The organism is Streptococcus sp. SK643 (assembly GCF_000259505.1).
Lineage (GTDB): Bacteria > Bacillota > Bacilli > Lactobacillales > Streptococcaceae > Streptococcus.
In genome coordinates, this window is record NZ_AJMM01000008.1 from 184453 (window position 1) to 210246 (window position 25794).

23 protein-coding genes are annotated in these 25794 nt (G+C 38.5%); 21 read left to right on the plus strand and 2 right to left on the minus strand.

The genetic code is table 11. The features are described 5' to 3' along the window. The first annotated feature begins 115 nt into the window (after positions 1 to 115). The 7 genes from HMPREF1117_RS05435 to HMPREF1117_RS05465 all read left to right on the plus strand — a co-directional run bounded on the left by HMPREF1117_RS05435 (position 116) and on the right by HMPREF1117_RS05465 (position 6594). Complete coding sequence (locus HMPREF1117_RS05435; protein WP_001076717.1) at positions 116 to 940, plus strand: alpha/beta hydrolase; 825 nt, start codon at positions 116 to 118, stop codon at positions 938 to 940. A gap of 20 nt (positions 941 to 960) precedes the next feature. After that, complete coding sequence (locus tag HMPREF1117_RS05440) at positions 961 to 1701, plus strand: esterase family protein (protein ID WP_000546819.1); 741 nt, start codon at positions 961 to 963, stop codon at positions 1699 to 1701. Positions 1702 to 1713: 12 nt separating this feature from the next. Beyond that, complete coding sequence (locus HMPREF1117_RS05445; RefSeq protein ID WP_001108615.1) at positions 1714 to 2877, plus strand: ATP-grasp domain-containing protein; 1164 nt, start codon at positions 1714 to 1716, stop codon at positions 2875 to 2877. A gap of 161 nt (positions 2878 to 3038) precedes the next feature. After that, on the plus strand, positions 3039 to 3908 hold the full coding sequence (gene gla, locus HMPREF1117_RS05450) for an aquaglyceroporin Gla (protein WP_000348102.1): 870 nt from the start codon (positions 3039 to 3041) through the stop codon (positions 3906 to 3908). A gap of 124 nt (positions 3909 to 4032) precedes the next feature. Further along, on the plus strand, positions 4033 to 4758 hold the full coding sequence (locus HMPREF1117_RS05455) for a CppA N-terminal domain-containing protein (RefSeq protein ID WP_001102209.1): 726 nt from the start codon (positions 4033 to 4035) through the stop codon (positions 4756 to 4758). Beyond that, entirely contained in the window at positions 4755 to 5714 is a 960-nt protein-coding gene (locus tag HMPREF1117_RS05460) for a serine hydrolase domain-containing protein (RefSeq protein WP_000872234.1), read from the plus strand. The genes HMPREF1117_RS05455 and HMPREF1117_RS05460 overlap by 4 nt, the downstream gene beginning before the upstream one ends. Next, positions 5698 to 6594 (plus strand): DMT family transporter, encoded by an 897-nt coding sequence (locus tag HMPREF1117_RS05465; RefSeq protein WP_000091366.1) that lies wholly within the window; start codon positions 5698 to 5700, stop codon positions 6592 to 6594. The genes HMPREF1117_RS05460 and HMPREF1117_RS05465 overlap by 17 nt, the downstream gene beginning before the upstream one ends. Positions 6595 to 6637: 43 nt before the next feature. On the opposite strand, the gene HMPREF1117_RS05470 is transcribed toward HMPREF1117_RS05465, so the two are convergent. After that, positions 6638 to 7336, minus strand: coding sequence for a GntR family transcriptional regulator (locus HMPREF1117_RS05470; RefSeq protein ID WP_000936167.1), 699 nt, complete (start codon positions 7334 to 7336; stop codon positions 6638 to 6640). A 141-nt stretch (positions 7337 to 7477) separates the two neighbouring features. Here HMPREF1117_RS05470 and guaA point away from each other — a divergent pair, with 141 nt between their 5' ends. The 11 genes from guaA (at position 7478) to HMPREF1117_RS05525 (ending at position 20085) form a co-directional block, all read left to right on the plus strand. Continuing rightward, entirely contained in the window at positions 7478 to 9040 is a 1563-nt protein-coding gene (gene guaA / locus HMPREF1117_RS05475; protein ID WP_000065735.1) for a glutamine-hydrolyzing GMP synthase, read from the plus strand. Between the two features lie 512 nt (positions 9041 to 9552). Then, positions 9553 to 12006 (plus strand): G5 domain-containing protein, encoded by a 2454-nt coding sequence (locus HMPREF1117_RS05480; RefSeq protein WP_029693135.1) that lies wholly within the window; start codon positions 9553 to 9555, stop codon positions 12004 to 12006. Positions 12007 to 12191: 185 nt separating this feature from the next. Then, positions 12192 to 13478, plus strand: coding sequence for a peptidase U32 family protein (locus HMPREF1117_RS05485; RefSeq protein WP_000169094.1), 1287 nt, complete (start codon positions 12192 to 12194; stop codon positions 13476 to 13478). A gap of 281 nt (positions 13479 to 13759) precedes the next feature. After that, positions 13760 to 13960: a F0F1 ATP synthase subunit C gene (locus HMPREF1117_RS05490; protein WP_001054557.1), complete on the plus strand. Its 201-nt coding sequence runs from the start codon at positions 13760 to 13762 to the stop codon at positions 13958 to 13960. A gap of 32 nt (positions 13961 to 13992) precedes the next feature. After that, complete coding sequence (gene atpB, locus HMPREF1117_RS05495; RefSeq protein ID WP_000392861.1) at positions 13993 to 14706, plus strand: F0F1 ATP synthase subunit A; 714 nt, start codon at positions 13993 to 13995, stop codon at positions 14704 to 14706. A gap of 13 nt (positions 14707 to 14719) precedes the next feature. Then, positions 14720 to 15214, plus strand: a complete 495-nt coding sequence (gene atpF / locus HMPREF1117_RS05500; protein ID WP_000558548.1) for a F0F1 ATP synthase subunit B — start codon at positions 14720 to 14722, stop codon at positions 15212 to 15214. Continuing rightward, a complete protein-coding gene (locus HMPREF1117_RS05505) occupies positions 15214 to 15750 on the plus strand; it encodes a F0F1 ATP synthase subunit delta (RefSeq protein WP_000359034.1) in 537 nt (178 codons plus the stop codon). The genes atpF and HMPREF1117_RS05505 overlap by 1 nt, the downstream gene beginning before the upstream one ends. Before the next feature lie 14 nt (positions 15751 to 15764). Then, positions 15765 to 17270 (plus strand): F0F1 ATP synthase subunit alpha, encoded by a 1506-nt coding sequence (atpA, locus tag HMPREF1117_RS05510; protein WP_000996629.1) that lies wholly within the window; start codon positions 15765 to 15767, stop codon positions 17268 to 17270. Positions 17271 to 17285: 15 nt separating this feature from the next. Beyond that, positions 17286 to 18164, plus strand: a complete 879-nt coding sequence (locus tag HMPREF1117_RS05515; RefSeq protein ID WP_000301217.1) for a F0F1 ATP synthase subunit gamma — start codon at positions 17286 to 17288, stop codon at positions 18162 to 18164. Between the two features lie 84 nt (positions 18165 to 18248). Further along, positions 18249 to 19655 (plus strand): F0F1 ATP synthase subunit beta, encoded by a 1407-nt coding sequence (gene atpD, locus HMPREF1117_RS05520; RefSeq protein ID WP_000094358.1) that lies wholly within the window; start codon positions 18249 to 18251, stop codon positions 19653 to 19655. Between the two features lie 10 nt (positions 19656 to 19665). Next, complete coding sequence (locus tag HMPREF1117_RS05525) at positions 19666 to 20085, plus strand: F0F1 ATP synthase subunit epsilon (protein ID WP_000068044.1); 420 nt, start codon at positions 19666 to 19668, stop codon at positions 20083 to 20085. Positions 20086 to 20123: 38 nt separating this feature from the next. Here the strand turns inward: HMPREF1117_RS05525 and HMPREF1117_RS05530 are convergent, their stop codons facing one another. Further along, a complete protein-coding gene (locus HMPREF1117_RS05530; RefSeq protein ID WP_000665605.1) occupies positions 20124 to 21137 on the minus strand; it encodes a lactonase family protein in 1014 nt (337 codons plus the stop codon). Positions 21138 to 21310: 173 nt separating this feature from the next. Here HMPREF1117_RS05530 and HMPREF1117_RS05535 point away from each other — a divergent pair, with 173 nt between their 5' ends. The 3 genes from HMPREF1117_RS05535 (at position 21311) to HMPREF1117_RS05545 (ending at position 25786) form a co-directional block, all read left to right on the plus strand. Then, positions 21311 to 23287, plus strand: coding sequence for a peptide ABC transporter substrate-binding protein (locus tag HMPREF1117_RS05535; protein WP_000746695.1), 1977 nt, complete (start codon positions 21311 to 21313; stop codon positions 23285 to 23287). A 113-nt stretch (positions 23288 to 23400) separates the two neighbouring features. Then, positions 23401 to 24567 carry an AI-2E family transporter gene (locus HMPREF1117_RS05540; protein WP_000372148.1) on the plus strand — a complete coding sequence of 389 codons (1167 nt, stop codon included), beginning with the start codon at positions 23401 to 23403 and terminating at the stop codon, positions 24565 to 24567. After that, on the plus strand, positions 24557 to 25786 hold the full coding sequence (locus tag HMPREF1117_RS05545) for a tetratricopeptide repeat protein (protein WP_001065931.1): 1230 nt from the start codon (positions 24557 to 24559) through the stop codon (positions 25784 to 25786). The genes HMPREF1117_RS05540 and HMPREF1117_RS05545 overlap by 11 nt, the downstream gene beginning before the upstream one ends. Positions 25787 to 25794: the final 8 nt, after the last annotated feature.

Sequence of the window (25794 nt, forward strand, 5' to 3'; positions counted from 1 at the left end):
AGAAAAAATAAATGAAAAAGTTGGTTTTTAATCCAAAAATGGAGGAAAGACTGACTTTTTTTCTATTTTTATGTTATAATTAGATAAAATTTTGAATATAGAGAGTTTTCTGACAATGAATCAATCCTACTTTTATTTAAAAATGAAAGAACACAAACTCAAGGTTCCTTATACAGGTAAGGAACGCCGTGTACGTGTTCTTCTGCCTAAAGATTATGAGAAAGATACGGATCGTTCCTATCCTGTTGTTTACTTTCATGACGGGCAAAATGTCTTTTATAGTAAAGAATCTTTCATTGGTCACTCGTGGAAGATTATCCCAGCTATTAAGCGCAATCCCGATATCAGTCGCATGATTGTCGTTGCCATTGACAATGATGGGATGGGGCGGATGAATGAGTATGCAGCTTGGAAGTTCCAAGAATCTCCTATTCCGGGTCAGCAGTTTGGAGGTAAAGGTGTGGAGTATGCTGAGTTTGTGATGGAGGTGGTCAAACCTTTTATCGATGAGACCTACCGTACAAAAGCTGACCGCCAACATACAGCTATGATTGGTTCATCACTAGGAGGCAATATTACCCAGTTCATCGGTTTGGAATACCAAGACCAAATTGGTTGTCTTGGTGTCTTTTCATCTGCAAACTGGCTCCATCAAGAAGCTTTTAACCGCTACATCGAGCGCCAGAAACTGTCGCCTGACCAGCGTATCTTTATCTATGTAGGAACGGAAGAAGCAGATGATACGGACAAGACCTTGATGGCTGGCAATATCAAGCAAGCTTATATTGACTCGTCACTTCGCTATTACCATGATTTGATTTCAGGGGGAGTTGCTTTGGATAACTTAATGCTAAAGGTGCAATCGGGTGCTATTCATAGCGAGATACCCTGGTCAGAAAATCTTCCAGCTTGTCTTCGATTTTTTGCAGAAAAATGGTAAAGTAAGAAAGGAGAAAGCCAATGCATATTGAAAACCTTAGCCACTGGAGTGGCAATCTTAACCGTGAAATGTACCTTAATCGTTATGGACATGCTGGGATTCCAGTTGTGGTTTTTGCATCATCTGGGGGTAGTCACAACGAATACTATGATTTTGGCATGATTGATGCCTGTTCTTCCTTCATCGAAGAAGGGCGTGTGCAGTTTTTTACCCTAACTAGTGTTGACAGTGAGAGCTGGTTGGCCACTTGGAAAAACGGTCATGATCAGGCGGAAATGCACCGTGTCTACGAACGCTATGTGATTGAAGAGGCTATTCCTTTTATCAAGCACAAGACAGGTTGGTTTGATGGCATGATGACGACAGGTTGCTCGATGGGAGCCTACCATGCAGTCAACTTTTTCCTCCAGCATCCAGATGTCTTTACCAAGGTGATAGCTCTTAGTGGTGTTTACGACGCTCGTTTCTTTGTCGGCGATTACTACAATGATGATGTCATTTACCAAAACTCGCCAGTAGATTATATATGGAATCAGAACGACGGATGGTTTATCGATCGTTACCGTCAGGCAGAGATTGTTCTTTGTACGGGTCTTGGGGCCTGGGAACAAGACGGTCTACCATCCTTCTACAAGCTTAAAGAAGCCTTTGACCAGAAACAAATTCCAGCCTGGTTTGCTGAATGGGGACACGATGTCGCCCACGACTGGGAATGGTGGCGCAAACAAATGCCTTATTTCCTCGGCAATCTCTATTTATAAAAGGAGTTACCTATGAATTACCTTGTTATTTCTCCCTACTATCCGCAAAACTTTCAACAGTTTACTATTGAGCTAGCTAATAAAGGCATTACCGTCTTGGGAATTGGTCAGGAACCTTACGAGCAATTGGATGAACCTTTACGCAATAGCCTGACCGAGTATTTCCGTGTAGATAATCTTGAAAATATAGATGAAGTCAAACGTGCAGTTGCTTTTCTCTTTTATAAACATGGTCCCATTGACCGTATTGAATCCCACAATGAATACTGGCTTGAGCTGGATGCAACACTCAGAGAACAATTCAATGTCTTTGGTGCCAAACCAGAGGATCTCAAAAAGACGAAATTTAAGTCTGAAATGAAGAAACTCTTCAAAAAAGCAGGTGTCCCAGTGGTACCTGGAGCTGTTATCAAGACGGAAGCAGATGTGGATCAGGCTGTGAATGAAATCGGCCTTCCAATGATTGCCAAACCTGACAATGGAGTGGGAGCAGCCGCGACCTTTAAGCTTGAAACAGAAGACGATATCAATCACTTCAAGCAAGAGTGGGACCATTCAACTATTTATTTCTTTGAAAAATTTGTCACTTCTAGTGAAATCTGTACCTTTGACGGGCTCGTAGACAAGGATGGAAAAATCGTCTTTTCAACGACATTTGACTACGCCTATACACCGCTGGATCTCATGATTTACAAGATGGACAATTCCTACTATGTGCTCAAGGATATGGATCCCAAACTTCGCAAGTATGGTGAAGCGATTGTCAAGGAATTTGATATGAAAGAACGCTTTTTCCATATTGAGTTTTTCCGCGAGGGGGATGATTACATCGCCATTGAGTACAATAACCGCCCTGCAGGTGGTTTCACTATTGATGTTTATAACTTTGCTCATTCCTTGGATCTTTATCGTGGATATGCTGCTATTGTAGCAGGAGTAGAGTTCCCAATGTCAGAGTTTGAACCGCAGTATTGTTTGGCTACTTCTCGCCGTGCAAATGCCCACTATGTTTATTCAGAAGAGGATTTGCTTGCCAAATACAGTCAGCAGTTCAAGGTTAAAAAAATCATGCCAGCGGCCTTTGCGGAACTTCAAGGAGATTACCTTTATATGCTGACAACTCCAAGTCGACAAGAAATGGAGCAGATGATTGCCGATTTTGGACAACGTCAATAATAAAATTGAGGATAAATCTGATTTGGATTCTTTTATTCTTTGCTCAAAAACTAGTCCAATAAAGCGTTTTCCAGACATTCTTTCTCAAAATTGGTTGCTAAAACCCCTAAAAATTGATAGAATAAAGATTGTCTAAAAAATTTTTAAGGAGAATCTATCAAATGGATTTCACATGGGCTATTAAATATGCCACTGAATTTTTAGGAACTGCTATTTTGATCATTCTTGGAAATGGTGCAGTTGCTAACGTTGAACTTAAGGGTACAAAAGGTCACCAAAGTGGCTGGCTTGTTATCGCTGTTGGTTATGGTATGGGTGTTATGATTCCTGCCTTGATGTTTGGTAATGTATCTGGTAACCACATCAACCCAGCATTCACTCTTGGACTTGCTGTAAGTGGATTATTCCCTTGGGCACAAGTACCATTTTACATCATCGCTCAAGTATTGGGAGCAATCTTTGGTCAAGCGTTAGTAGTAGCGACACACCGCCCATACTACTTGCAAACAGAAAATCCAAACAACATTTTGGGAAGTTTCTCAACTATCTCAAGTTTGGATCAAGGTACAAAAGAATCTCGCTATGCCGCAACTGTTAATGGTTTTGTAAACGAGTTTGTTGGATCATTTGTTCTTTTCTTTGCCGCACTTGGTTTAACTAAAAACTTCTTTGGTGCTGAAGTTCTTCAATTTATGAAACAAGCAGCAACTCAAGCTGGTCAAACAGTTGATTTTTCTGAATTGGCTATCAAAGCACAAGTAGCACCTCATACAGCTTCAGGTCTTGGAATTGCTCACTTGGCACTTGGATTCCTTGTTATGGCCTTGGTAACATCACTTGGTGGCCCTTCAGGACCTGGATTAAACCCAGCTCGTGACTTAGGACCACGTCTCCTTCACGCTTTCCTTCCAACATCAGTTCTTGGTGAGCACAAAGGTGATTCAAAATGGTGGTATGCTTGGGTACCAGTAGTAGCTCCAATCCTAGCTGCAATTGCTGCAGTAGCAGTATTTAAAGTCCTTTACTTATAAGAACTTAAAACCGGGAACACCCGGTTTTTTCTATACTCAAATCATGAAAAAATCCTCAATTTGAGCATAATATCTTGTAAAAAAAACTAAAATCCATTAAAATAATAGAGTGATGGAGGAATTTATGAATGTAAATCAGATTGTAGGGATTATTCCAACTTTAAAAGTCAATAATCGAAACTTAAATGAAACATTTTACACTGAAACGTTAGGAATGAAGCCCTTGTTAGAAGAATCAGCCTTTCTTTCATTAGGAGATCAGACAGGTCTTGAAAAGCTAGTTTTAGAAGAATCACCAAGTATGCGAACTCGTAAGGTTGAAGGAAATAAAAAACTATCTAGATTAGTTGTAAAAGTAAAAAATCCTGTTGAAATAGAAGGACTCTTATCTAAAACTGATTCGATTCTCCGTTTATATAAAGGACAAAATGGCTATGCTTTTGAGATATTATCACCAGAGAATGATTTGATCTTGATTCATGGGGAAGAAAATAGAGATAGTTTAGAAGTTATCGACGAAAAACCTGTTTTTAAAACCAACTTAGAAGAGAAGTACCTAAGCCAGTTCGAAATTTCAATGGAATTAAATCTTCCAATAGGTGGTAGCAGTTTCTTACATGACTCAGAAGTTGCCTCAGCTCTCGGTTTTATCCATACGGAAGGTCAAGATTTAGCTGTTGAAAATAACGTTACTTGGGATTTGTCTATGCTGAAATTACAAGTCAAGAATTTTGATATTGATAGTTTACGACAACGTTTTGCTTCTGTAGATTACTTTGTACCTAAGTCAGAAAAATTTTTCCTTGCTAAAGACAGTAATAATGTTGAATTGTGGTTTGAAGAAGTATGAAGTGGACCAAGATAATAAAAAAAATAGAAGAACAACTTGAGGCAGGGATTTATCCCGGAGCCTCTTTTGCGTATTTTAAGGATCAACAGTGGAGAGAAGTATACTTAGGTCAGAGTGATCCAGAGCATGGTTTTAAAACAAAGGCAGGTCTTGTCTATGACCTAGCTAGTGTGAGCAAGGTGGTTGGAGTAGGAACGCTTCTCATCTTTCTCTGTCATCAGGGAAAATTAGATTTGGAACGTCCTGTGACAGATTTTTTACCTGACAGTGACTATCCTGATATCAGTATTCGTCAACTACTGACTCACGCTACAGACCTAGACCCTTTTATCCCTAATCGTGATCAGTTAACAGCTGATGAATTAAAGAAAGCTATGTTTCATCTTAATAGACGGGAAAAGCCATCCTTTCTATACTCAGATGTTCATTTTTTGATTTTGGGATTTGTCTTGGAGCAAATGTTTGATGAGGATTTGGATACTCTCTTACGGGAAAAAGTTTGGAATCTATGGGGAATGAGGGAAACAACATTCGGTCCAGTTTCTCAAGCTGTTCCAACGGTTAGAGGTGTAAAAGCAGGTTTGGTTCATGACCCTAAGGCCACTCTTTTAGGGAAGCATGCTGGCAGTGCAGGTTTATTTTCTACCGTTAAAGATTTGAAAATCTTTTTAGAGCATTATTTAAAGGATGATTTTGCGGATGGTTTAAGTCAGAATTTTTCTCCTTTAGAAGATAAAGATCGCTCCCTTGCTTGGAACTTAGAGGGAGATTGGCTGGACCATACAGGTTATACAGGAACCTTTGTGATGTGGAATCGTAAAAAACAGGAAGCAGCCATCTTCCTATCCAATCGTACCTATGAAAAGGATGAGAGGGCCCAGTGGATTTTAGATCGTAATCAGGTCATGGACTTGATTCGAAAGGAAGAGGGAGGAATAGATGTCAAGGAGTTTTAAAGGATTTTTATTGACAATCATTGCTGGTATTGCTTGGGGCTTATCAGGAACCAGTGGTCAATACCTGATGGTGCATGGAATTTCAGCTCTTGTATTGACAAATCTACGCCTTTTAATCGCTGGAGGTATCTTGATGATGCTATCCTATATATCGGCAAGGGAAAAGATGAAGGCCTTCTTAAAGGACAAAGAAAGTATCCTGTCTCTTCTTATTTTTGCCTTAATTGGTCTTTTTTTAAACCAGTTCGCCTACCTTACTGCTATTCAGGAAACAAATGCAGGCACAGCTACAGTTCTTCAGTATGTATGTCCAGTAGGAATCTTAGTTTATAGCTGCATCAAGGATAAGGTGGCTCCCACTTTTGCAGAAATTATCTCTATTCTATTAGCGATAGGTGGTACCTATCTGATTGCAACTCATGGTCAGTTTGACCAATTATCTGTAACCCCGGCAGGACTTTTCTGGGGCCTTTTTTCAGCCCTTACCTATGCACTTTATATCATTTTACCTATTACATTAATTAAAAAATGGGGCAGTAGCTTGGTGATAGGTATTGGAATGGTTATTTCAGGTTTAGTAGCTATACCTTTCACAGGTGTTTTAAGAGCTAGTATTCCAACTAGTTTAGATTTTCTTTTTGCTTTTGCTGGTATTATTCTCATCGGAACTGTTTTTGCCTATACGGCTTTTCTAAAAGGGGCAAGTATTGTAGGCCCTGTTAAGTCTAGCTTGTTAGCTTCTATTGAACCAATTTCAGCAGTATTCTTTGCTTTTTTAATTATGAAAGAACAATTTTTTCCTATTGATTTTGTAGGGATGGCTATGATTTTATGTGCCGTGACTATCATATCCTTAAAAGACTTAATCATGGGAAAATAAAAAAATCTCTTTATTGTTAAAATAAAGAGATTTTTTTGTGGGCTTAGTTATTTTCAAGATAAAATTCGAAGCGTTCACCCACATATTGACTTTTTACATATTCAAAAGCTGTCCCATCGTCAAAATAAGAAACCTGAGTTAAGGCTAAAATAGCATGTCCTTTTTCAACTTGTAAGTAGTGAGCAATTTTTTCTTTAGCTAGACGAGCATAAATAGTCTGTTGTGATTTACCAATACGATAACCATGTTCTTGCAAGGTTTGGAAGAAATGACTAGTGACTTCTTCTTTTTTAAAGTTTTTGATAAACTTTTCTGGAATGGAAGCAACTTCGTAAACCAAAGGTACTTTATCGGCATAACGAACTCGTTCCATTCGGATGATATTTTCGGTTGGTAAAATGCCAAGTTTGGCAACTTCCTGTTCATTTGGAATGGTTCTTCGATAAGATATTAACTGACTAGAGGGGACTTTTCCTTGGGAGATGACAATCTCAGTAAAACTTGTTGTTCCCCGCATTTTTTCTTGGACCCTTGTACTCGCTACAAAGGTACCACTTCCTACTCGTCGTTCTAAAACACCTTCTTCTACCAAAAGAGAGATAGCTTGGCGTAAGGTCATACGACTAACCATAAATTGTTCAGCTAAATCCCTTTCACTAGGAAGTTTTTGCCCAATCGCCCAACGTTTCTCATCTATATCCTTTTTTATATGGTCATGAATTTTCATATAAGCTGGTAGCATGCTTTTCACTTCTTTTCTATATTTTCTTTATTGTACCGTAATTTATAATAAAAAGTCAAACTTTACTTTGTTTAGTTGGTAATTTACCTTTCTTTGTGATAAAATATTGAAAAAAGATATTTTTTTTGAGAGAGGAAAAAGATGAGCAATATTTCAACTGATATGCAAGATGTCGAAAAAATCATCGTTCTGGACTATGGTAGCCAATACAACCAGTTAATTTCACGACGAATTCGTGAAATTGGTGTTTTTTCAGAACTAAAAAGCCATAAAATTTCAGCTGCAGAAGTTCGTGCTATTAATCCAGTAGGAATTATTCTTTCAGGTGGGCCTAACTCTGTTTATGAAGAGGGATCATTTGATATTGATCCAGAAATTTTTGAACTTGGGATTCCAATTTTAGGTATCTGTTATGGTATGCAACTATTGACCCACAAACTAGGAGGAAAGGTTGTACCAGCAGGGGACGCTGGAAATCGTGAATACGGTCAATCAACTCTAACTCATACACCATCTGCTCTTTTTGAATCAACACCAGATGAACAAACTGTTTTAATGAGCCATGGTGATGCTGTAACAGAAATTCCTGCTAATTTTGTTCGTACAGGAACATCAGCAGACTGCCCCTATGCAGCTATTGAAAATCCAGAAAAAAACATCTACGGTATCCAATTCCATCCGGAAGTTCGCCATTCTGTATATGGTAATGACATCCTTCGAAACTTTGCCTTAAATATCTGTAAGGCAAAAGGAGACTGGACAATGGATAACTTTATCGACATGCAGATCCAAAAAATCCGCGAAACTGTTGGTGATAAACGTGTCCTTCTTGGTTTATCAGGTGGTGTTGATTCATCTGTCGTTGGAGTTCTTCTCCAAAAAGCAATTGGCGATCAATTGATCTGTATCTTCGTGGATCACGGTCTTCTTCGTAAAGGAGAAGCTGATCAAGTTATGGAAATGCTTGGTGGTAAGTTTGGTTTAAATATCGTCAAAGCAGATGCTGCTAAACGTTTCCTTGACAAACTTGCAGGTGTTTCTGACCCTGAGCAAAAACGTAAAATCATTGGTAATGAGTTTGTCTATGTATTCGATGACGAAGCAAGCAAGCTCAAGGATGTGAAATTCCTTGCTCAAGGTACTTTATATACAGATGTTATCGAGTCTGGTACGGATACAGCTCAAACTATCAAGTCACACCACAACGTGGGGGGTCTTCCAGAAGACATGCAGTTTGAATTGATCGAACCACTTAACACTCTTTATAAAGATGAAGTTCGAGCTCTTGGTACAGAACTTGGTATGCCAGACCATATCGTATGGCGCCAACCATTCCCAGGACCAGGACTTGCTATTCGTGTCATGGGTGAAATCACTGAAGAGAAACTAGAAACCGTTCGTGAGTCAGACGCTATTCTTCGTGAAGAAATTGCTAAAGCAGGTCTTGACCGTGATATCTGGCAATACTTCACAGTGAACACAGGCGTTCGTTCAGTTGGTGTTATGGGAGATGGCCGCACTTACGATTACACCATAGCTATCCGTGCTATTACCTCTATCGATGGGATGACTGCTGACTTTGCTAAAATCCCTTGGGAAGTGCTCCAAAAAATCTCTGTTCGTATCGTAAACGAAGTTGATCACGTTAACCGCATCGTCTACGATATCACAAGTAAACCACCAGCAACAGTTGAGTGGGAATAATCTTACATTCTAGACTCACTTATAGCAAATAAAAATTTAATCTTTAGAGAGAACATTTAAGTTCTCTCTTTTTAATAGCTAAATTTTTTGAAATTTGTTATTGAAATAGACGATAGAGTTCCTTTCAATCAGACTTTCTCATTAAAATACGAGCTACTTCTATGTTCTTTTAGGTTGTATAACCTAGAGCCTGTTTAATTTGTTGTTTAAATATTTTAAAAAAAACTTGATTTCCTGCTCATTAACTCTCTTTTCAATAAATTTATGTTATATGTATTCATTACGAAAGGAATAAGATAGTATAAAATTGTTGTGATTGATATATATATTTAATTACTAAACTAATTTTCAAATTCAGAACAAAGATTTAAGACAACTAACTTGAGGTTTTATAAAAGTCAACAACAGTAGGTTAAAATTTTTTTAAATTTATTGTAGAGATTTCTTTAGTTTATACCTTTACTTTTTTAGTTAATTATGTAATAATGTTAACAGTATAAATATGAAAGTAGGTGTTTCTATTGCATAAAGCAGTAAAACAAGAAAAAGGTCATGGTTATCTCCGTAAAACTAAGTTAGGTTTGTTAAGTGGTATTATCCTAACTATGGCTTTAGGGAGTTTGTTTTTAAATGGTGTTGTAAGCGCTAACGAGCAACCTACTAATCCAACAACAAGCGTCCAACCAACTCAACCGGCAGGTGAAAGTTCACAAAAAGAGTTTGAAACAAGTACATCGCATGCTGTAAAAGAAGAAGAGTTGAAGGCAAAAGTAGAAGAAGTAAAGGCGCTAGGTATCACTGTAAATGAAACACCAGTTGAAAATGTTGGTACAGCTAATACTCCTTCTGAAGTAAATCCGTTACGAACAACTGCTGAAGAAAAAGTTGACGCTGAAATTCAGTCTTTAGAATCAGCAAAAGCAGAGAAAGTACAAGCTGATGCTGATAGAGCTAAAATTGAAGAGATTAAAAATAATCACCTTATTGCAAATTATGTCAACGTAAAAGATAAGATTTCAAGTCAAGTGAATTCAAGATTAGCGTCCGATGATGTCAATAAAGAAATGACACTCAGTAATTTGACTTCTTCTGAAGGTGAAGTTCGTTATTTAAACACAGACTCAGTCGATGTAAGAACTAGAAATGGCGTTGCAGATGCTTTAGGTCGTGATGTAACTACGACTGACCCACACGTAACTGTTAAAACTGGAGCAGCTAATCTTCCGGGATTGGAGAAACTTAGAGCTAAGGATAGTAGTGCTGGTTATAGCGGATATATTGTAGAAGCGAAAAACGATGAAACTTTTACTTACACAGTGAATTTAGACCCAACCAGTGTATTAACATCTAAATATGGTGTTGCAAGCATTGATATAAGTCTCCGTTTGAACTACACTCTACCCGAGGAAACGAAAGTCTATGCAATTATTCGTGGTCAAGCAATTTTACAAGAAATTTTCGTTAAAAACTTATCTAGACGGGTTGCAGGTCAATCGGACTTAGTTAAGTACACTAAGACATTTACTTATAAAGATGCTAAAGGCCAAGAAATTCCATTAGATAAATTACTCTCTACAATAATAAATGAACAGGCTTTCGGTGGTGAATCTGTAATTAAACCATCAGATGTACCTGAGAAAAAAATTAGAGATTTCGAATTAAGGTCACCTATTAGCCCAACAGGACAGGTAGTATACGAGTTAAGGAGAGAAAATTCTCTTATAGGTGAAAATACGATTTCATCAAGTAATTATCTAAATGCGCGTATGCCAAGAGGACAAACATCTGCTTATTTAAGTCAAAATACCTTCACCAATAAGATTCCTAAGATTGAGATAATAGATCTAGATAAGGCTTTGAAAGGTGTATCTCGTGACTATCATTTGGTGACTTATACAGAAGTCCAAAACAAAGGTAAGGTTACTCAAAAGTTTGTCAATGAACAAGGTGCTGAGGTTAAACCGTCTGTTACAAGTGAGGTAAAAGCAGTAGGGGAGCAAATTACATTAACTCATCCTACAGATATTGACTTTGAGAATAAGCGTTATACCTTTAAAGAACAAGACAAACAAGATATTACAGAGATTGTGAAAGGTGAAACTGTCATTACTTATGTTTATAAACAAAAGTATGAGAACAACCTACCACCTGTAGAGACAGAAACACCTATTCCGATTGAGACTACATATGTTGAAGACCCAACGATGGAAGTAGGTGACAATGAGACAGTTGAAAATGGAACTGTGGGTAAAATTGTAACTTCAACTCCTAAGATTGTAAATGAATTAACAGGAGAAGTAATAGATGGACAACCGACTGAGAAACGTACTGAAATGCAACCTAAGGTTATTAAAGTAGGTACTAAACCTAAGGTTGTCGAAACAACCATTCCATATACAACACGTTATGTTGAAGATAATACAAAAGACAAAGATTATCGTGAAGTAACAAGACCTGGTAAAGTCGGAAAAACAACTACTACGACAACTTATGTCTTGGATCCTAAGACAGGTGCAGTAACACCGAACGAACCTAAAAAAATTGTAGAACAACCAGTAGAAGAAGTTATCACAGTAGGTACTAAACAAAAAGTTGAAGTACCAAAGGTTGAAGTACCAAAGGTTGAAGTACCAAAAGTTGAAGTACCAAAGGTTGAGGTACCAAAGGTTGAGGTACCAAAGGTTGAGGCACCAAAGGTTGAAACGCCAAAAGTAGAAACACCAAAAGTAGAAACACCAAAGGTTGAGGCACCAAAAGTTGAAGCACCTAAGGTAGAAGTACCAAAATCAAAGACACCAATTGCACAATCGACAAAAGAAACTTCCCCAATTCCGACTTCTGTAGCAAGTAAGAGAGAGGAATTGCCTAATACAGGTACAGAAGATCATGCTAATCTTGAAGTCTTAGGACTTCTAGGAATTTTGAGTGGATTTCTGGCACACAAGAAAAAAGAAGTGGAGAAATAGTTTTTCTAACCTATATTAGAAAAGGGCTCACATCTGTGGGCTTTTCTCTTTGACAATCTTTTTGATTTAATAATCTAAAAGATTAGAATTGTCAAAACAATCTGTCTAGGCTTGATTTTATCGCTTATTTACTATAAAATGAGAAGGAAAAACGTCAAACTTTTATATTGCAAATAGGAGAAAACATGACAAAAACATTAAAACGTCCTGAGGTCTTATCACCTGCAGGTACTTTAGAGAAGTTAAAAGTAGCTGTTCAATATGGAGCAGATGCTGTCTTTATCGGTGGTCAGGCCTATGGCCTTCGTAGCCGTGCAGGGAACTTTACTTTTGAACAGATGGAAGAAGGTGTCCAGTTTGCTGCCAAGTATGGTGCTAAGGTCTATGTGGCTGCCAACATGGTTATGCACGAAGGAAATGAAGCTGGAGCTGGTGAATGGTTCCGTAAGCTGCGTGATATCGGGATTGCAGCAGTTATCGTATCTGACCCAGCCTTGATTATGATTGCAGCGACTGAAGCGCCAGGTCTTGAAATTCACCTCTCTACCCAAGCTAGTGCCACTAACTATGAAACTCTTGAGTTCTGGAAAGAATTGGGATTAACTCGTGTCGTTTTGGCGCGTGAAGTTTCGATGGAAGAGTTGGCAGAAATTCGTAAGCGTACAGATGTGGAAATTGAAGCCTTTGTACATGGGGCTATGTGTATTTCTTACTCTGGTCGTTGCACTCTTTCAAATCATATGAGTATGCGTGATGCCAACCGTGGTGGATGTTCTCAATCATGCCGTTGGAAATACGACCTTTACGATATGCCATTTGGTCAAGAACGTAAGAGCCTTAAAGGTGAAATTCCTGAAGAATTTTCAATGTCAGCCGTTGATATGTCTATGATTGACCATATTCCAGATATGATTGAAAATGGTGTTGACAGTCTGAAGATCGAAGGACGTATGAAGTCTATTCACTATGTTTCAACAGTGACCAACTGCTATAAGGCAGCTGTGGATGCTTATTTAGAAAGTCCAGAAAAATTCGAAGCAATTAAGCAAGACTTGATTGATGAGATGTGGAAGGTTGCCCAACGTGAATTGGCAACAGGATTCTACTACGGTACACCATCTGAAAATGAACAGTTGTTTGGTGCTCGTCGTAAAATTCCTGAGTACAAGTTTGTCGCTGAAGTGGTTTCGTATGATGAAGCGACACAAACAGCAACTATTCGCCAACGGAACGTGATTAATGAAGGGGATCAAGTTGAGTTTTACGGTCCAGGTTTCCGTCATTTTGAAACGTATATCGAAGATTTACACGATGCCAAGGGCAATAAAATCGACCGTGCTCCAAATCCAATGGAACTCTTGACAATCAAAGTCCCACAACCTGTTCAAGCAGGCGACATGGTTCGTGCTCTTAAAGAAGGACTTATCAACCTCTACAAGGAAGATGGAACAAGTGTTACAGTTCGTGCCTAAGATCTTTTAGAAAAAATGATTCAAAGTCTCTTTTTTTTTAAAAAATATGATATACGAAAACCGTGATTTTATTTCTCGGTTTTCATTTATTTTTCAGAAAGTAACAGACAAGAGAGAAATTTATTGCAAAAATTTTCCAAAGTCTTCCATATAATAAACAAGTAAATAGTAAAAATGTAAATTATTTTCATTAAACGCTTACAAAGCTAGTAAAAAGTTGACAAATCGAAATTTTAGGACTAAACTAATTAAGTAAATTTTATTTAAAAGGAGAATTCGTCATGAATTTAACATTTTTCGGTCTATGTCTTGCCTGTATGGGCGTATCTCTTGGTGAAGGGTTATTGATGAATGGTTTGTTGAAATCAGTAGCTCGCCAACCAGATATTATCGCTGAGTTCCGTAGCTTGATGTTTTTAGGGGTTGCCTTTATTGAAGGAACTTTCTTCGTAACTCTTGTCTTCTCATTTATTATTAAATAACGAAATATAAATTGGAGAAGGGAGAATGTTAGATGGAAGAAAGTATCAATCCAACCATCAATATTGGTCCTGTTACCTTTGATTTAACTTTGACAGCCTTGACTTTGCTGTCTGTGTTTCTGATTTTTGCATTTATCTATTGGGCAAGTCGTAATATGACATTAAAACCCAAAGGTAAACAAAATGTACTAGAGTATCTCTATGATTTTGTAATTGGATTTACAGAACCTAACCTTGGTTCCCACTACATAAAAGATTACTCACTCTTTTACTTATGTTTATTTCTTTTTATGGTCATCGCCAATAATCTTGGTTTGATGGCTAAACTTCAAACAACAGATGGGACAAACCTTTGGACATCGCCAACTGCAAATCTTTCATTTGACCTTGTCTTGTCTTTCTGTATTATTGTGATGGCGCACATTGAGGGGATTCGTCGTCGTGGGATTAAACAATACCTAAAAGGTTATGTAACTCCTGCATTTATGACACCGATGAATCTACTTGAAGAAGTCACGAATTTCCTTTCTCTTGCTTTGCGGATTTTTGGGAATATCTTTGCAGGTGAAGTAATGACAAGCTTGCTTATCTTACTTTCACATCAGGCTATTTTTTGGTATCCAGTAGCATTTGGGGCAAACTTAGTTTGGACTGCATTTTCCGTGTTCATTTCTTGTGTACAAGCCTATGTCTTTACACTATTATCCTCTATGTACCTAGGAAATAAAATTAATGATGAAGAGTAGAAAGGAGTAACTGATGCACGTAACAGTAGGTGAATTAATTGGTAATTTTATTTTAATCGCTGGCTCTTTTATCCTTTTGCTAGTCTTGATTAAAAAATTTGCATGGTCTAATATTACAGGCATTTTCGAAGAAAGAGCTGAAAAAATTGCTTCAGATATTGACAGAGCTGAAGAAGCACGTCAAAAAGCGGAAGTATTGGCTCAAAAACGCGAAGATGAATTGGCTGGTAGCCGTAAAGAAGCTAAGACAATCATTGAGAATGCGAAAGAAACAGCTGAGAAAAGTAAGGCTAGTATTTTAGCAGATGCTAAACTAGAAGCAGGACGCTTAAAAGAAAAAGCAAACCAAGAAATTGCTCAAAACAAAGCTGAAGCTTTACAAAGCATTAAGGGTGAGGTAGCAGATTTGACAATCAGCTTGGCTGGTAAAATCATCTCACAAAACCTTGATGGTCATGCCCATAAAGAACTCATTGATCAGTATATCGATCAGCTAGGAGAAGCTTAATGGACAAGAAAACAGTAAAGGTAATTGAAAAATACAGCATGCCTTTTGTCCAATTGGTACTTGAAAAAGGAGAAGAAGACCGTATTTTTTCAGACTTGACTCAAATCAAGCAAGTTGCTGAAGAAACAGGTTTACCTTCTTTTTTAAAAAAAGTGGCAGTAGACGAGTCTGACAAGGAAAAAACGATTGCTTTCTTCCAAGACTCAGTGTCACCTTTATTGCAAAACTTGATCCAGGTTCTGGCATATAACCACAGAGCAAATCTTTTTTATGATGTGCTTGTAGATTGCTTGAACCGACTTGAAAAAGAAACAAATCGATTTGAAGTGACGATTACTTCTGCTCATCCTCTAACAGATGAACAGAAGAGTCGTTTGCTCCCTTTGATTGAGAAAAAAATGTCTCTGAAAGTAAGGAGTGTAAAAGAACAAATCGATGAAAGTCTCATTGGTGGTTTTGTCATTTTTGCCAATCACAAGACAATTGATGTGAGTATTAAACAACAACTTAAAGTTGTTAAAGAAAATTTGAAATAGAAAGTGGTGTTCTTTTGGCAATTAACGCACAAGAAATCAGCGCTTTAATTAAGCAACAAATTGAAAATTTCAAACCCAATTTTGATGTGACTGAAACAGGTGTTGTAACCTATATCGGGGACGGTATCGCGCGTGCTCACGGTCTTGAAAATGCCATGAGTGGAGAGTTGTTGATCTTTGAAAACGGCTCTTATGGTATGGCTCAAAACTTGGAGTCAACAGACGTTGGTATTATCATCCTGGGTGACTTTACAGATATCCGTGAAGGGGATACTATCCGCCGTACAGGTAAAATCATGGAAGTCCCAGTAGGTGAAAGTCTGATTGGTCGTGTTGTGGATCCGCTTGGTCGTCCAGTTGATGGTCTTGGAGAAATCCACACTGATAAAACTCGTCCAGTAGAAGCACCAGCTCCTGGTGTTATGCAACGTAAGTCTGTATCAGAACCATTGCAAACTGGTTTGAAAGCTATCGACGCCCTTGTACCGATTGGTCGTGGTCAACGTGAGTTGATTATCGGTGACCGTCAGACAGGGAAAACAACCATTGCGATTGATACAATCTTGAACCAAAAAGGTCAAGATATGATCTGTATCTACGTAGCGATTGGACAAAAAGAATCAACAGTTCGTACACAAGTAGAAACACTACGTCAGTACGGTGCCTTGGACTATACTATCGTTGTGACTGCTTCTGCTTCACAACCTTCTCCATTGTTATTCCTAGCTCCTTATGCTGGGGTTGCTATGGCAGAAGAGTTTATGTACCAAGGAAAGCATGTTTTGATTGTTTATGATGATCTTTCAAAACAAGCGGTAGCTTATCGTGAACTGTCTCTCTTGCTTCGTCGTCCTCCAGGTCGTGAAGCCTTTCCAGGGGATGTTTTCTATCTCCACAGTCGCTTGCTTGAGCGCTCAGCCAAAGTTTCTGATGAACTTGGTGGTGGATCTATTACAGCCTTGCCATTTATCGAGACACAAGCAGGAGATATCTCTGCCTATATCGCAACCAACGTGATTTCTATCACTGACGGACAAATCTTCCTTGGTGATGGTCTCTTCAATGCGGGTATTCGTCCAGCCATTGATGCGGGTTCATCTGTATCTCGTGTAGGTGGTTCTGCACAAATCAAAGCCATGAAGAAGGTAGCTGGTACTCTTCGTATCGACCTTGCTTCCTATCGTGAGTTGGAAGCCTTCACTAAGTTTGGTTCTGACTTAGATGCTGCAACACAGGCTAAATTGAACCGTGGTCGTCGTACGGTTGAGGTATTGAAACAACCTGTTCACAAGCCATTACCTGTTGAGAAACAAGTAACCATTCTCTATGCTTTGACACATGGTTTCTTGGATACTGTTCCAGTAGATGATATTGTTCGTTTCGAGGAAGAGTTCCATGCCTTCTTTGACGCTCAACATCCAGAGATTTTAGAAACCATTCGTGATACAAAAGACTTGCCAGAAGAAGCAGTCTTGGATGCTGCGATTACAGAGTTTCTTAATCAAACCAGCTTCCAATAAGAATAGAGGTGTCAGATGGCAGTATCTCTAAATGATATTAAAACAAAAATCGCCTCAACAAAAAATACGAGTCAAATCACCAATGCCATGCAAATGGTATCAGCTGCTAAGCTAGGTCGTTCTGAGGAAGCTGCTCGTAACTTCCAAGTATACGCTCAGAAAGTGCGCAAACTTTTGACTGATATCCTTCATGGTAATGGAGCTGGTGGTTCAACTAATCCGATGTTGATTAGCCGTCCAGTGAAGAAGACAGGCTATATCGTGATTACTTCAGACCGTGGTTTGGTTGGAGGTTATAATTCTTCAATTCTGAAAGCCGTTATGGAGTTGAAGGAAGAATACCATCCAGACGGTAAAGGCTTTGAAATGATCTGTATCGGTGGAATGGGAGCTGACTTCTTTAAAGCTCGTGGTATTCAACCACTTTATGAATTACGTGGCTTGGCAGATCAACCAAGCTTTGATGAAGTTCGTAAGATTATTTCAAAAACGGTTGAAATGTACCAAAATGAACTTTTTGATGAACTCTATGTCTGCTACAACCATCATGTCAATACGCTAACCAGTCAAATGCGTGTGGAACAAATGCTTCCGATTGTTGACTTGGATCCAAATGAAGCGGATGAAGAGTATAGCTTGACTTTTGAATTGGAAACCAGCCGAGAAGAAATTTTGGAGCAGTTGTTGCCTCAGTTTGCAGAAAGTATGATTTACGGTGCTATTATCGATGCTAAGACAGCTGAGAATGCTGCAGGTATGACAGCCATGCAAACAGCGACTGATAATGCTAAGAAAGTCATTAATGATTTGACAATTCAGTATAACCGTGCCAGACAGGCGGCGATTACACAAGAAATTACAGAAATCGTAGCAGGAGCTAGTGCCTTAGAATAGGCACTAGTACAGCTCGTATGAAATGAACTTAGGACCTAGTTGAGCTAGGAACCGACAGTATCTTATATAGAATAGGAGAAGGAGATGAGTTCAGGTAAAATTGCTCAGGTTATCGGTCCTGTTGTAGACGTTTTGTTTGCAGCAGGGGAAAAACTTCCTGAGATTAACAATGCACTTGTCGTCTACAAAAATGACGAAAGAAAAACAAAAATCGTCCTTGAAGTAGCCTTGGAGTTGGGAGATGGTATGGTTCGTACTATCGCCATGGAATCAACAGATGGGTTGACTCGTGGAATGGAAGTATTGGACACAGGTCGTCCAATCTCTGTACCAGTAGGTAAAGAAACTTTGGGACGTGTCTTCAACGTTTTGGGAGATACCATTGACTTGGAAGCTCCTTTTACAGAAGATGCAGAGCGTCAGCCAATTCATAAAAAAGCTCCAACTTTTGATGAGTTGTCTACCTCTTCTGAAATCCTTGAAACAGGGATTAAGGTTATCGACCTTCTTGCCCCTTACCTAAAAGGTGGTAAGGTTGGACTTTTCGGTGGTGCCGGAGTTGGTAAAACCGTTTTGATCCAAGAGTTGATTCACAACATTGCCCAAGAACATGGTGGTATCTCAGTATTTACTGGTGTTGGGGAACGTACTCGTGAGGGGAATGACCTTTACTGGGAAATGAAAGAATCAGGCGTTATCGAGAAAACAGCCATGGTATTTGGTCAGATGAATGAGCCACCAGGAGCACGTATGCGTGTTGCCCTTACTGGTTTGACAATTGCTGAATATTTCCGTGATGTGGAAGGCCAAGACGTGCTTCTCTTTATCGATAATATCTTCCGTTTCACTCAGGCTGGATCTGAAGTATCTGCCCTTTTGGGTCGTATGCCATCAGCCGTTGGTTACCAACCAACACTTGCTACGGAAATGGGTCAATTGCAAGAGCGTATTACATCAACTAAAAAGGGTTCTGTAACCTCTATCCAGGCTATCTATGTGCCAGCGGATGACTATACTGACCCAGCGCCAGCAACAGCCTTTGCTCACTTGGATTCAACAACTAACTTGGAACGTAAGTTGGTACAATTGGGTATCTACCCAGCCGTTGACCCACTTGCTTCAAGCTCACGTGCCTTGGCACCTGAAATCGTTGGAGAAGAACACTATGCCGTTGCAGCGGAAGTGAAACGAGTTCTTCAACGTTACCATGAATTGCAAGATATCATTGCTATCCTTGGTATGGATGAGCTTTCTGATGAAGAAAAGACCTTGGTTGCTCGTGCACGTCGTATCCAGTTCTTCTTGTCACAAAACTTCAACGTTGCGGAACAATTTACTGGTCAGCCAGGTTCTTATGTTCCAGTTGCTGAAACTGTTCGTGGCTTTAAGGAAATCCTTGATGGTAAACATGACCAGTTACCAGAAGATGCCTTCCGTGGTGTAGGTTCTATCGAAGATGTGATTGCAAAAGCTGAAAAAATGGGATTTTAAGAGGTGATCTATGGCTCAGTTAACTGTCCAGATCGTGACACCAGATGGTCTCGTCTATGATCACCATGCCAGCTATGTATCAGTTCGAACTCTGGATGGTGAGATGGGGATCTTGCCACGACATGAAAATATGATTGCGGTTTTAGCAGTTGATGAAGTAAAGGTAAAACGTATTGATGATGAAGATCACGTGAACTGGATTGCAGTAAACGGAGGCGTTATTGAAATTGCCAATAATACCATCACAATCGTTGCTGATTCTGCAGAACGTGCTCGTGATATCGATGTTAGCCGTGCAGAACGTGCCAAACTTCGTGCAGAGCAAGAAATTGAAGAAGCACAAGATAAACACTTGATTGATCAAGAACGTCGTGCTAAAATTGCTTTGCAACGTGCCATTAACCGTATTAATGTCGGAAATAAATTGTAAGAAAAATGAACTTGATGAGAAATCAAGTTCATTTTTTCTTAATTGGCAAAGCTAATACAAACTGCTTCTGGAACATGGAACTCATTTGAAAGCTCTGCTAGACGTCCAGTTTCAGGATTGCGTTTAAATATTGTAGCATTATCAGAATCTTGGTGGACTGCAATGAGAAATTCTTGATCAGGTGTTAAATCAAAATCTCGAGGTGTTTTTCCATGACTTGCTACTATTTCCAAAAGTTCGAGGCTACCGTCAGCAAGGACGCTATAAGCAGCAATGGAATCATGTCCACGGTTAGAAGCGTAGAGGTATTTACCGTCTTTAGAGAGACGAATAGCAGCAGTACCATTAAAACCTTCATAACCGTCTGGTAGAGTTGAAATAACTTGCATGCGCTCAAATTCGCCAACACCATCGTAGATTAGAACCTCGATAGTACTATTGAGTTCACAAATCAGATAAGCAATTTTATAGTGGTTATGGAAAACAATATGACGAGAACCAGCTCCAGGAACACTATGATAGGTATAGAGTTTGGATAATTTTCCATTTTGGTCAACATCATAGGTAATGACCTGATCGGTTCCTAAATCACAAGTCACTAAGTAGTGATCTGGTGTCAAATCTGTAAAGTGAACGTGGGGAGAGGCTTGATTTTCATGGGGACCATGACCAATATGCTGATCTGTATCACTCAAAAGGAGACTGCCGTCATCTAAACGTTGATAGACAAAAACCTGTCCCTTGTGGTAGTTGGCTGCATAGACCATAGAACGCTTTTCATCAACAGCAACATAGCAGTGAGGAGCCCCTTCTTCAACGACATGATTTAATAAGGTTCCGTCAGTTTGATAGGCTGCAATTCCGCCTTTACCATCTTGACTACCAACTGTATATAGATGTCGATCTTGGTCAAATGCAAGATAGGTTGGGCTTGGTTCAGGTGCAAAGAGTTCAAGGTTGGATAGTTGTCCTGTTTCAGTATCAAAATCGGCCTTGTAGATTCCTTTTGATAAGCGGCGTGTGTAGGTTCCAAAATAAACTGTTTCTTTCATGTCTATACCTCTAAATAAAGATAAAACTATTATACCACAAAAGATAACCTATAAATCAATCAGAACAGTCTATAAAGCAAAACACTATATTAAACATATTTTTTGGTATTTTCGTTGATTTCCTATAGTAAAGTGATATAATAAATTTAATAAAATTTAAAAGGAGTATGGCTATGAAAAAACGTTTATTGTTAACAGCAGGAATTGTTGTTTTATCAACGGCTGTTTTAGGAGCCTGTTCAACAGCAAGTAAAGATACCACTAAACCGGTAACTTATAACTATGTCTTTGCATCTGATCCAAACTCTTTGGATTATACAGTGTCTAACGATAAGAGTACCAAACAAATTACAGGTAATGTGATTGATGGATTGCTTGAAAATGATGAGTATGGCAATCTCGTACCATCTGTAGCAGAAGACTGGACGGTTTCTAAGGATGGTATGACCTATACTTATAAAATCAGAGAAGGTGTTAAATGGTATACCAATGAAGGAGAAGAGTATGGTGAAGTCAAGGCTAAGGACTTTGTAGCTGGATTGAAACATGCTGCTGATAAGAAATCCCAAGCCTTGTATCTCGTACAGGACTCTATTAAAGGATTGGATGACTATGTAAACGGAAAAACCACTGATTTCTCAACAGTAGGGATCAAAGCTACTGATGATCATACTGTAGTCTATACTTTGAATCATCCAGAATCATTTTGGAATTCTAAAACAACCATGGGAGTTCTTGCCCCAATCAGTGAAGATTTTCTAGCCTCTAAAGGGGATGATTTTGGTAAAGCCACAGATGTAACAAGTATTTTATATAATGGTGGCTACATTCTTAAAGGGCTTACATCGAAATCTTCTATCGAGATGACCAAAAATAAAAACTATTGGGATAAAGAAAATGTCTTTATCGATGATATCAAATTATCCTTCTTTGATGGTCAGGATGCGGACTCTTTAGGACGTGGTTTTGATGAAGGTCACTATCCAGCAGCTCCGCTCTTTAAAAACTCTGCAAACTATGAACGTCTGAAAGAAAAATATAAGGACAATGTTGTATATAGTTTACAAAGAGGTGGTAGCAACTTTATGTCAATTAACATTGACCGTGTTTCTTATAGTCATACTTCTAAACAAACAGACGCAGAAAAATCATCTACCAAGAAGGCCTTGTTGAATAAAGATTTCCGTCAAGCCTTGGCTTTTGCTGCAGACCGTAAGGCAGCTCTTGCTCAAGTATTTGGTGATGAATTAGCCCCTCGTAAATTACGTTCAAGTTTTACTCCTCCTACATTTGTCCAAGTTGGTGAGCAAACATTTGGTCAAGTAGTTAAAACAGAGTTAGATAAACTAGATAGTGTTTGGAAAGATGTTAGTCTTGAGGATGCTCAAGATACACTTCACAATGTAGATAAAGCTAAAGCTAAATTTGAAGCTGCCAAGAAAGCACTTCAAGCTGATGGAGTACAGTTCCCAATTCATCTTGACTTGCCAGTTTCCTCAACTCAAACTAGTTTTGTAAAACAAGCTCAATCGTATAAACAATCAATTGAAGAAGCTTTGGGAGCTGATAATCTAGTGATTGATATTCAACAAGTTTCTGATGATGAATTAGGAAATATGACCGGTTTAGCTACATCTAACGCAAATACTGACTGGGATATAAATGTCAACAATGGTTGGTCACCAGATTATGATGATCCATCAACTTACCTTGATACATTTGATCCAACATCTGGACCTCTGCTTCTTAGCTCACTAGGGGTTGCACCAGGTACAGATAATCCAGTAATTAAAGCGGTTGGCTTAGATAAATTTAAAGCCTTAATAGATGATGCAAATAGTGAAAAAACAGACCTACAAAAACGCTATGAAAAATATGCTAAAGCTCAAGCTTGGTTGTCAGATAGCTCCTTGATTATCCCTATACACTCAGACGGTGCTCAAATGATTCTTACTAAGAAAGTTCTTGGAACAGGTGCCTATGGTTGGGTTGGTGATAAGACAAGTGACAATAGTTATAAGTATCAAAAATTACAAGATAAGATTGTAACTACTAAAGAAATGGATGAGTTCCGTAAGAAATTTGCTGACGAAAAAGCTAAATCAAATGCAGATTATCAAATGAACTTAGATCGTCATATTCAGGACTAATGGAATCTCCTCTTTTGAGGAGATTTTTGTTTAAACTTTATGTAAGCACTTTAAAAAAGAGTTATTTTTATTTGAAAATGATATAATGAAAGGACAAAAGAAAGGAAGTATTTATGGATCAAAAAGAGAAACATTTTAGCCTATCTTGGTTTTTTAAGTGGTTTTTGGATAATAAAGCAATCACAGTATTTTTAGTAACCTTATTATTAGGGCTTAATATTTTTATTTTAAGTAAGATTAGCTTTATATTTCTACCTGTTTTAGATTTTTTAGGGGTTGTTATGTTACCAGTTATTTTATCTGGTCTACTATATTATTTACTGAATCCCATTGTTGATTGGATGGAGAAACATAAAATCAATCGAGTTATTGCTATCAGTATTGTTTTTGTAATCATTGCTCTTTTTATTATTTGGGGCTTGGCGGTTGCAATTCCAAATCTACAACGTCAGGTTTTAACTTTTGCAAGAAATGTTCCACTTTACCTTGAAGATGCTGATAGAGTGATTAATGATTTGGTCACCAAGCGTTTACCAGATGATTTCAGACCTCAGTTAGAGCAAGTTTTGACAAACTTTTCAAGTCAGGCTACAGTTTGGGCAAGTAAGGTTTCATCTCAGGCAGTCAACTGGGTGAGTGCCTTTATTAGCGGGGCGTCTCAAGTGATTGTTGCCTTGATTATTGTTCCTTTCATGCTCTTTTATCTCTTGCGTGATGGGAAAGGCTTGCGTAACTATTTGACCCAATTTATACCTACAAAATTAAAAGAATCAGTTGGGCAAGTTTTATCCGATGTCAACCAACAGTTATCTAATTACGTGCGTGGTCAAGTTACAGTTGCCATTATAGTAGCCTTTATGTTTATTATCTTCTTTAAGATAATAGGCTTACGCTATGCTGTCACACTTGGTGTCTCCGCAGGTATTTTGAATTTGGTTCCTTATTTAGGTAGTTTCCTTGCCATGATTCCTGCTCTGGTTTTGGGCTTGATTGCTGGACCTGTCATGTTATTGAAGGTAGTCATTGTCTTTATCGTAGAGCAAACTATTGAGGGGCGTTTTGTTTCTCCATTAATTTTGGGAAGTCAGTTAAATATCCATCCTATAAATGTCCTTTTTGTCTTGTTAACCTCTGGATCTATGTTTGGTATTTGGGGAGTTTTACTAGGAATTCCTGTCTATGCTTCTGCCAAAGTCGTTATTTCAGCTATTTTTACATGGTATAAGAAAGTCAGTGGCTTGTACGAATTAGAAGGTGAGGAAGACAAGAGTGAACAATAGTCAAAAGATGTTAATGGCTTTAGAGGAACAAGATTTAGAAAAAGCAGATCACTATTTTTACAATGCTTTAGAACAAGACTCTAGTGAAGTTCTCTACGAATTAGCAACCTATCTAGAAGGAATTGGTTTTTATCCTCAAGCCAAGGAAGTTTATTTGCAAATAGTAGACGTGTTCCCAGAGATTTATCTCAATCTGGCAGCTATCGCGAGTGAAGATGGTCAAGTGGAGGAAGCATTTTCTTACTTAGAAGAAATCAAGCCTGATAGTGACTTTTATGTTTCATCTTTAGCTCTTAAAGCAGACCTCTATCAGATGGAAGGTTTGACGGATGTGGCGCGTGAGAAATTGCTTGAGGCTTTGAAATACTCAGATGATCCACTCCTAATCTTTGGATTAGCTGAATTAGATAGTGAGTTAGAAAATTACCAAGAAGCTATTCAAGGATATGCTCAGTTAGATAATCGTTTGATTTACGAGCAAACAGGTATTTCTACCTATCAACGGATAGGCTTTGCCTATGCCCGGTTAGGAAAATTTGAAGTAGCGATCGAGTTTCTTGAAAAAGCTTTAGAGTTAGAATACGATGATCATACAGCCTATGAATTGGCTAGTCTGTACTTTGATCAGGAAGAGTATCAAAAGGCTGTTCTTTACTTTAAGCAGATTGATACCATTTCACCTGACTTTGAAGGCTATGAGTATGGATACAGTCAGGCTTTGCACAAGGAACACCAGATAGAAGAAGCGCTTTGCATTTCTAAGCAGGGCTTAGAGAAAAATCCATTTGAAACTCGACTCTTGCTGGCTGCTTCACAATTTTCTTATGAATTACACGACTCCAGTTCTGCGGAAAACTATCTTTTAACTGCTAAAGAAGATGCAGAAGATACGGAGGAAATACTACTCCGTTTAGCAACAATTTACCTAGAGCAGGAAAGGTATGAAGACATACTAGACTTACAAAGTGAGGAGCCAGAGAATCTTTTGACCAAGTGGATGATAGCTCGTTCTTATAAGGAGTTAGAGGATTTGGATACTGCCTACAAACATTACAGGGATTTGGCTAGTGATCTGAAAGATAATCCCGAATTTCTGGAACACTATATTTATCTCCTACGTGAGTTGGGTTACTTCGAAGAAGCAAAAGTCAATGCCCATACCTACTTAAAACTGGTACCGGATGATGTTCAGATGCAAGAACTTTTTGAAACACTTTAAGAAATAAA

Bases quoted from the DNA above. Each gene is read 5' to 3' on its own strand.
- HMPREF1117_RS05465 (WP_000091366.1), top strand. From the start codon at position 5,698: ATGTCAAGGAGTTTTAAAGGATTTTTATTGACAATCATTGCTGGTATT.
- HMPREF1117_RS05440 (WP_000546819.1), top strand. From the start codon at position 961: ATGCATATTGAAAACCTTAGCCACTGGAGTGGCAATCTTAACCGTGAA.
- atpD (WP_000094358.1), top strand. From the start codon at position 18,249: ATGAGTTCAGGTAAAATTGCTCAGGTTATCGGTCCTGTTGTAGACGTT.
- HMPREF1117_RS05455 (WP_001102209.1), top strand. From the start codon at position 4,033: ATGAATGTAAATCAGATTGTAGGGATTATTCCAACTTTAAAAGTCAAT.
- atpF (WP_000558548.1), top strand. From the start codon at position 14,720: ATGCACGTAACAGTAGGTGAATTAATTGGTAATTTTATTTTAATCGCT.
- HMPREF1117_RS05490 (WP_001054557.1), top strand. From the start codon at position 13,760: ATGAATTTAACATTTTTCGGTCTATGTCTTGCCTGTATGGGCGTATCT.
- HMPREF1117_RS05515 (WP_000301217.1), top strand. From the start codon at position 17,286: ATGGCAGTATCTCTAAATGATATTAAAACAAAAATCGCCTCAACAAAA.
- HMPREF1117_RS05460 (WP_000872234.1), top strand. From the start codon at position 4,755: ATGAAGTGGACCAAGATAATAAAAAAAATAGAAGAACAACTTGAGGCA.
- HMPREF1117_RS05525 (WP_000068044.1), top strand. From the start codon at position 19,666: ATGGCTCAGTTAACTGTCCAGATCGTGACACCAGATGGTCTCGTCTAT.
- gla (WP_000348102.1), top strand. From the start codon at position 3,039: ATGGATTTCACATGGGCTATTAAATATGCCACTGAATTTTTAGGAACT.
- HMPREF1117_RS05435 (WP_001076717.1), top strand. From the start codon at position 116: ATGAATCAATCCTACTTTTATTTAAAAATGAAAGAACACAAACTCAAG.
- HMPREF1117_RS05485 (WP_000169094.1), top strand. From the start codon at position 12,192: ATGACAAAAACATTAAAACGTCCTGAGGTCTTATCACCTGCAGGTACT.
- HMPREF1117_RS05445 (WP_001108615.1), top strand. From the start codon at position 1,714: ATGAATTACCTTGTTATTTCTCCCTACTATCCGCAAAACTTTCAACAG.
- HMPREF1117_RS05535 (WP_000746695.1), top strand. From the start codon at position 21,311: ATGAAAAAACGTTTATTGTTAACAGCAGGAATTGTTGTTTTATCAACG.
- guaA (WP_000065735.1), top strand. From the start codon at position 7,478: ATGAGCAATATTTCAACTGATATGCAAGATGTCGAAAAAATCATCGTT.
- atpB (WP_000392861.1), top strand. From the start codon at position 13,993: ATGGAAGAAAGTATCAATCCAACCATCAATATTGGTCCTGTTACCTTT.
- HMPREF1117_RS05540 (WP_000372148.1), top strand. From the start codon at position 23,401: ATGGATCAAAAAGAGAAACATTTTAGCCTATCTTGGTTTTTTAAGTGG.
- HMPREF1117_RS05470 (WP_000936167.1), bottom strand. From the start codon at position 7,336: ATGCTACCAGCTTATATGAAAATTCATGACCATATAAAAAAGGATATA.
- HMPREF1117_RS05505 (WP_000359034.1), top strand. From the start codon at position 15,214: ATGGACAAGAAAACAGTAAAGGTAATTGAAAAATACAGCATGCCTTTT.
- HMPREF1117_RS05530 (WP_000665605.1), bottom strand. From the start codon at position 21,137: ATGAAAGAAACAGTTTATTTTGGAACCTACACACGCCGCTTATCAAAA.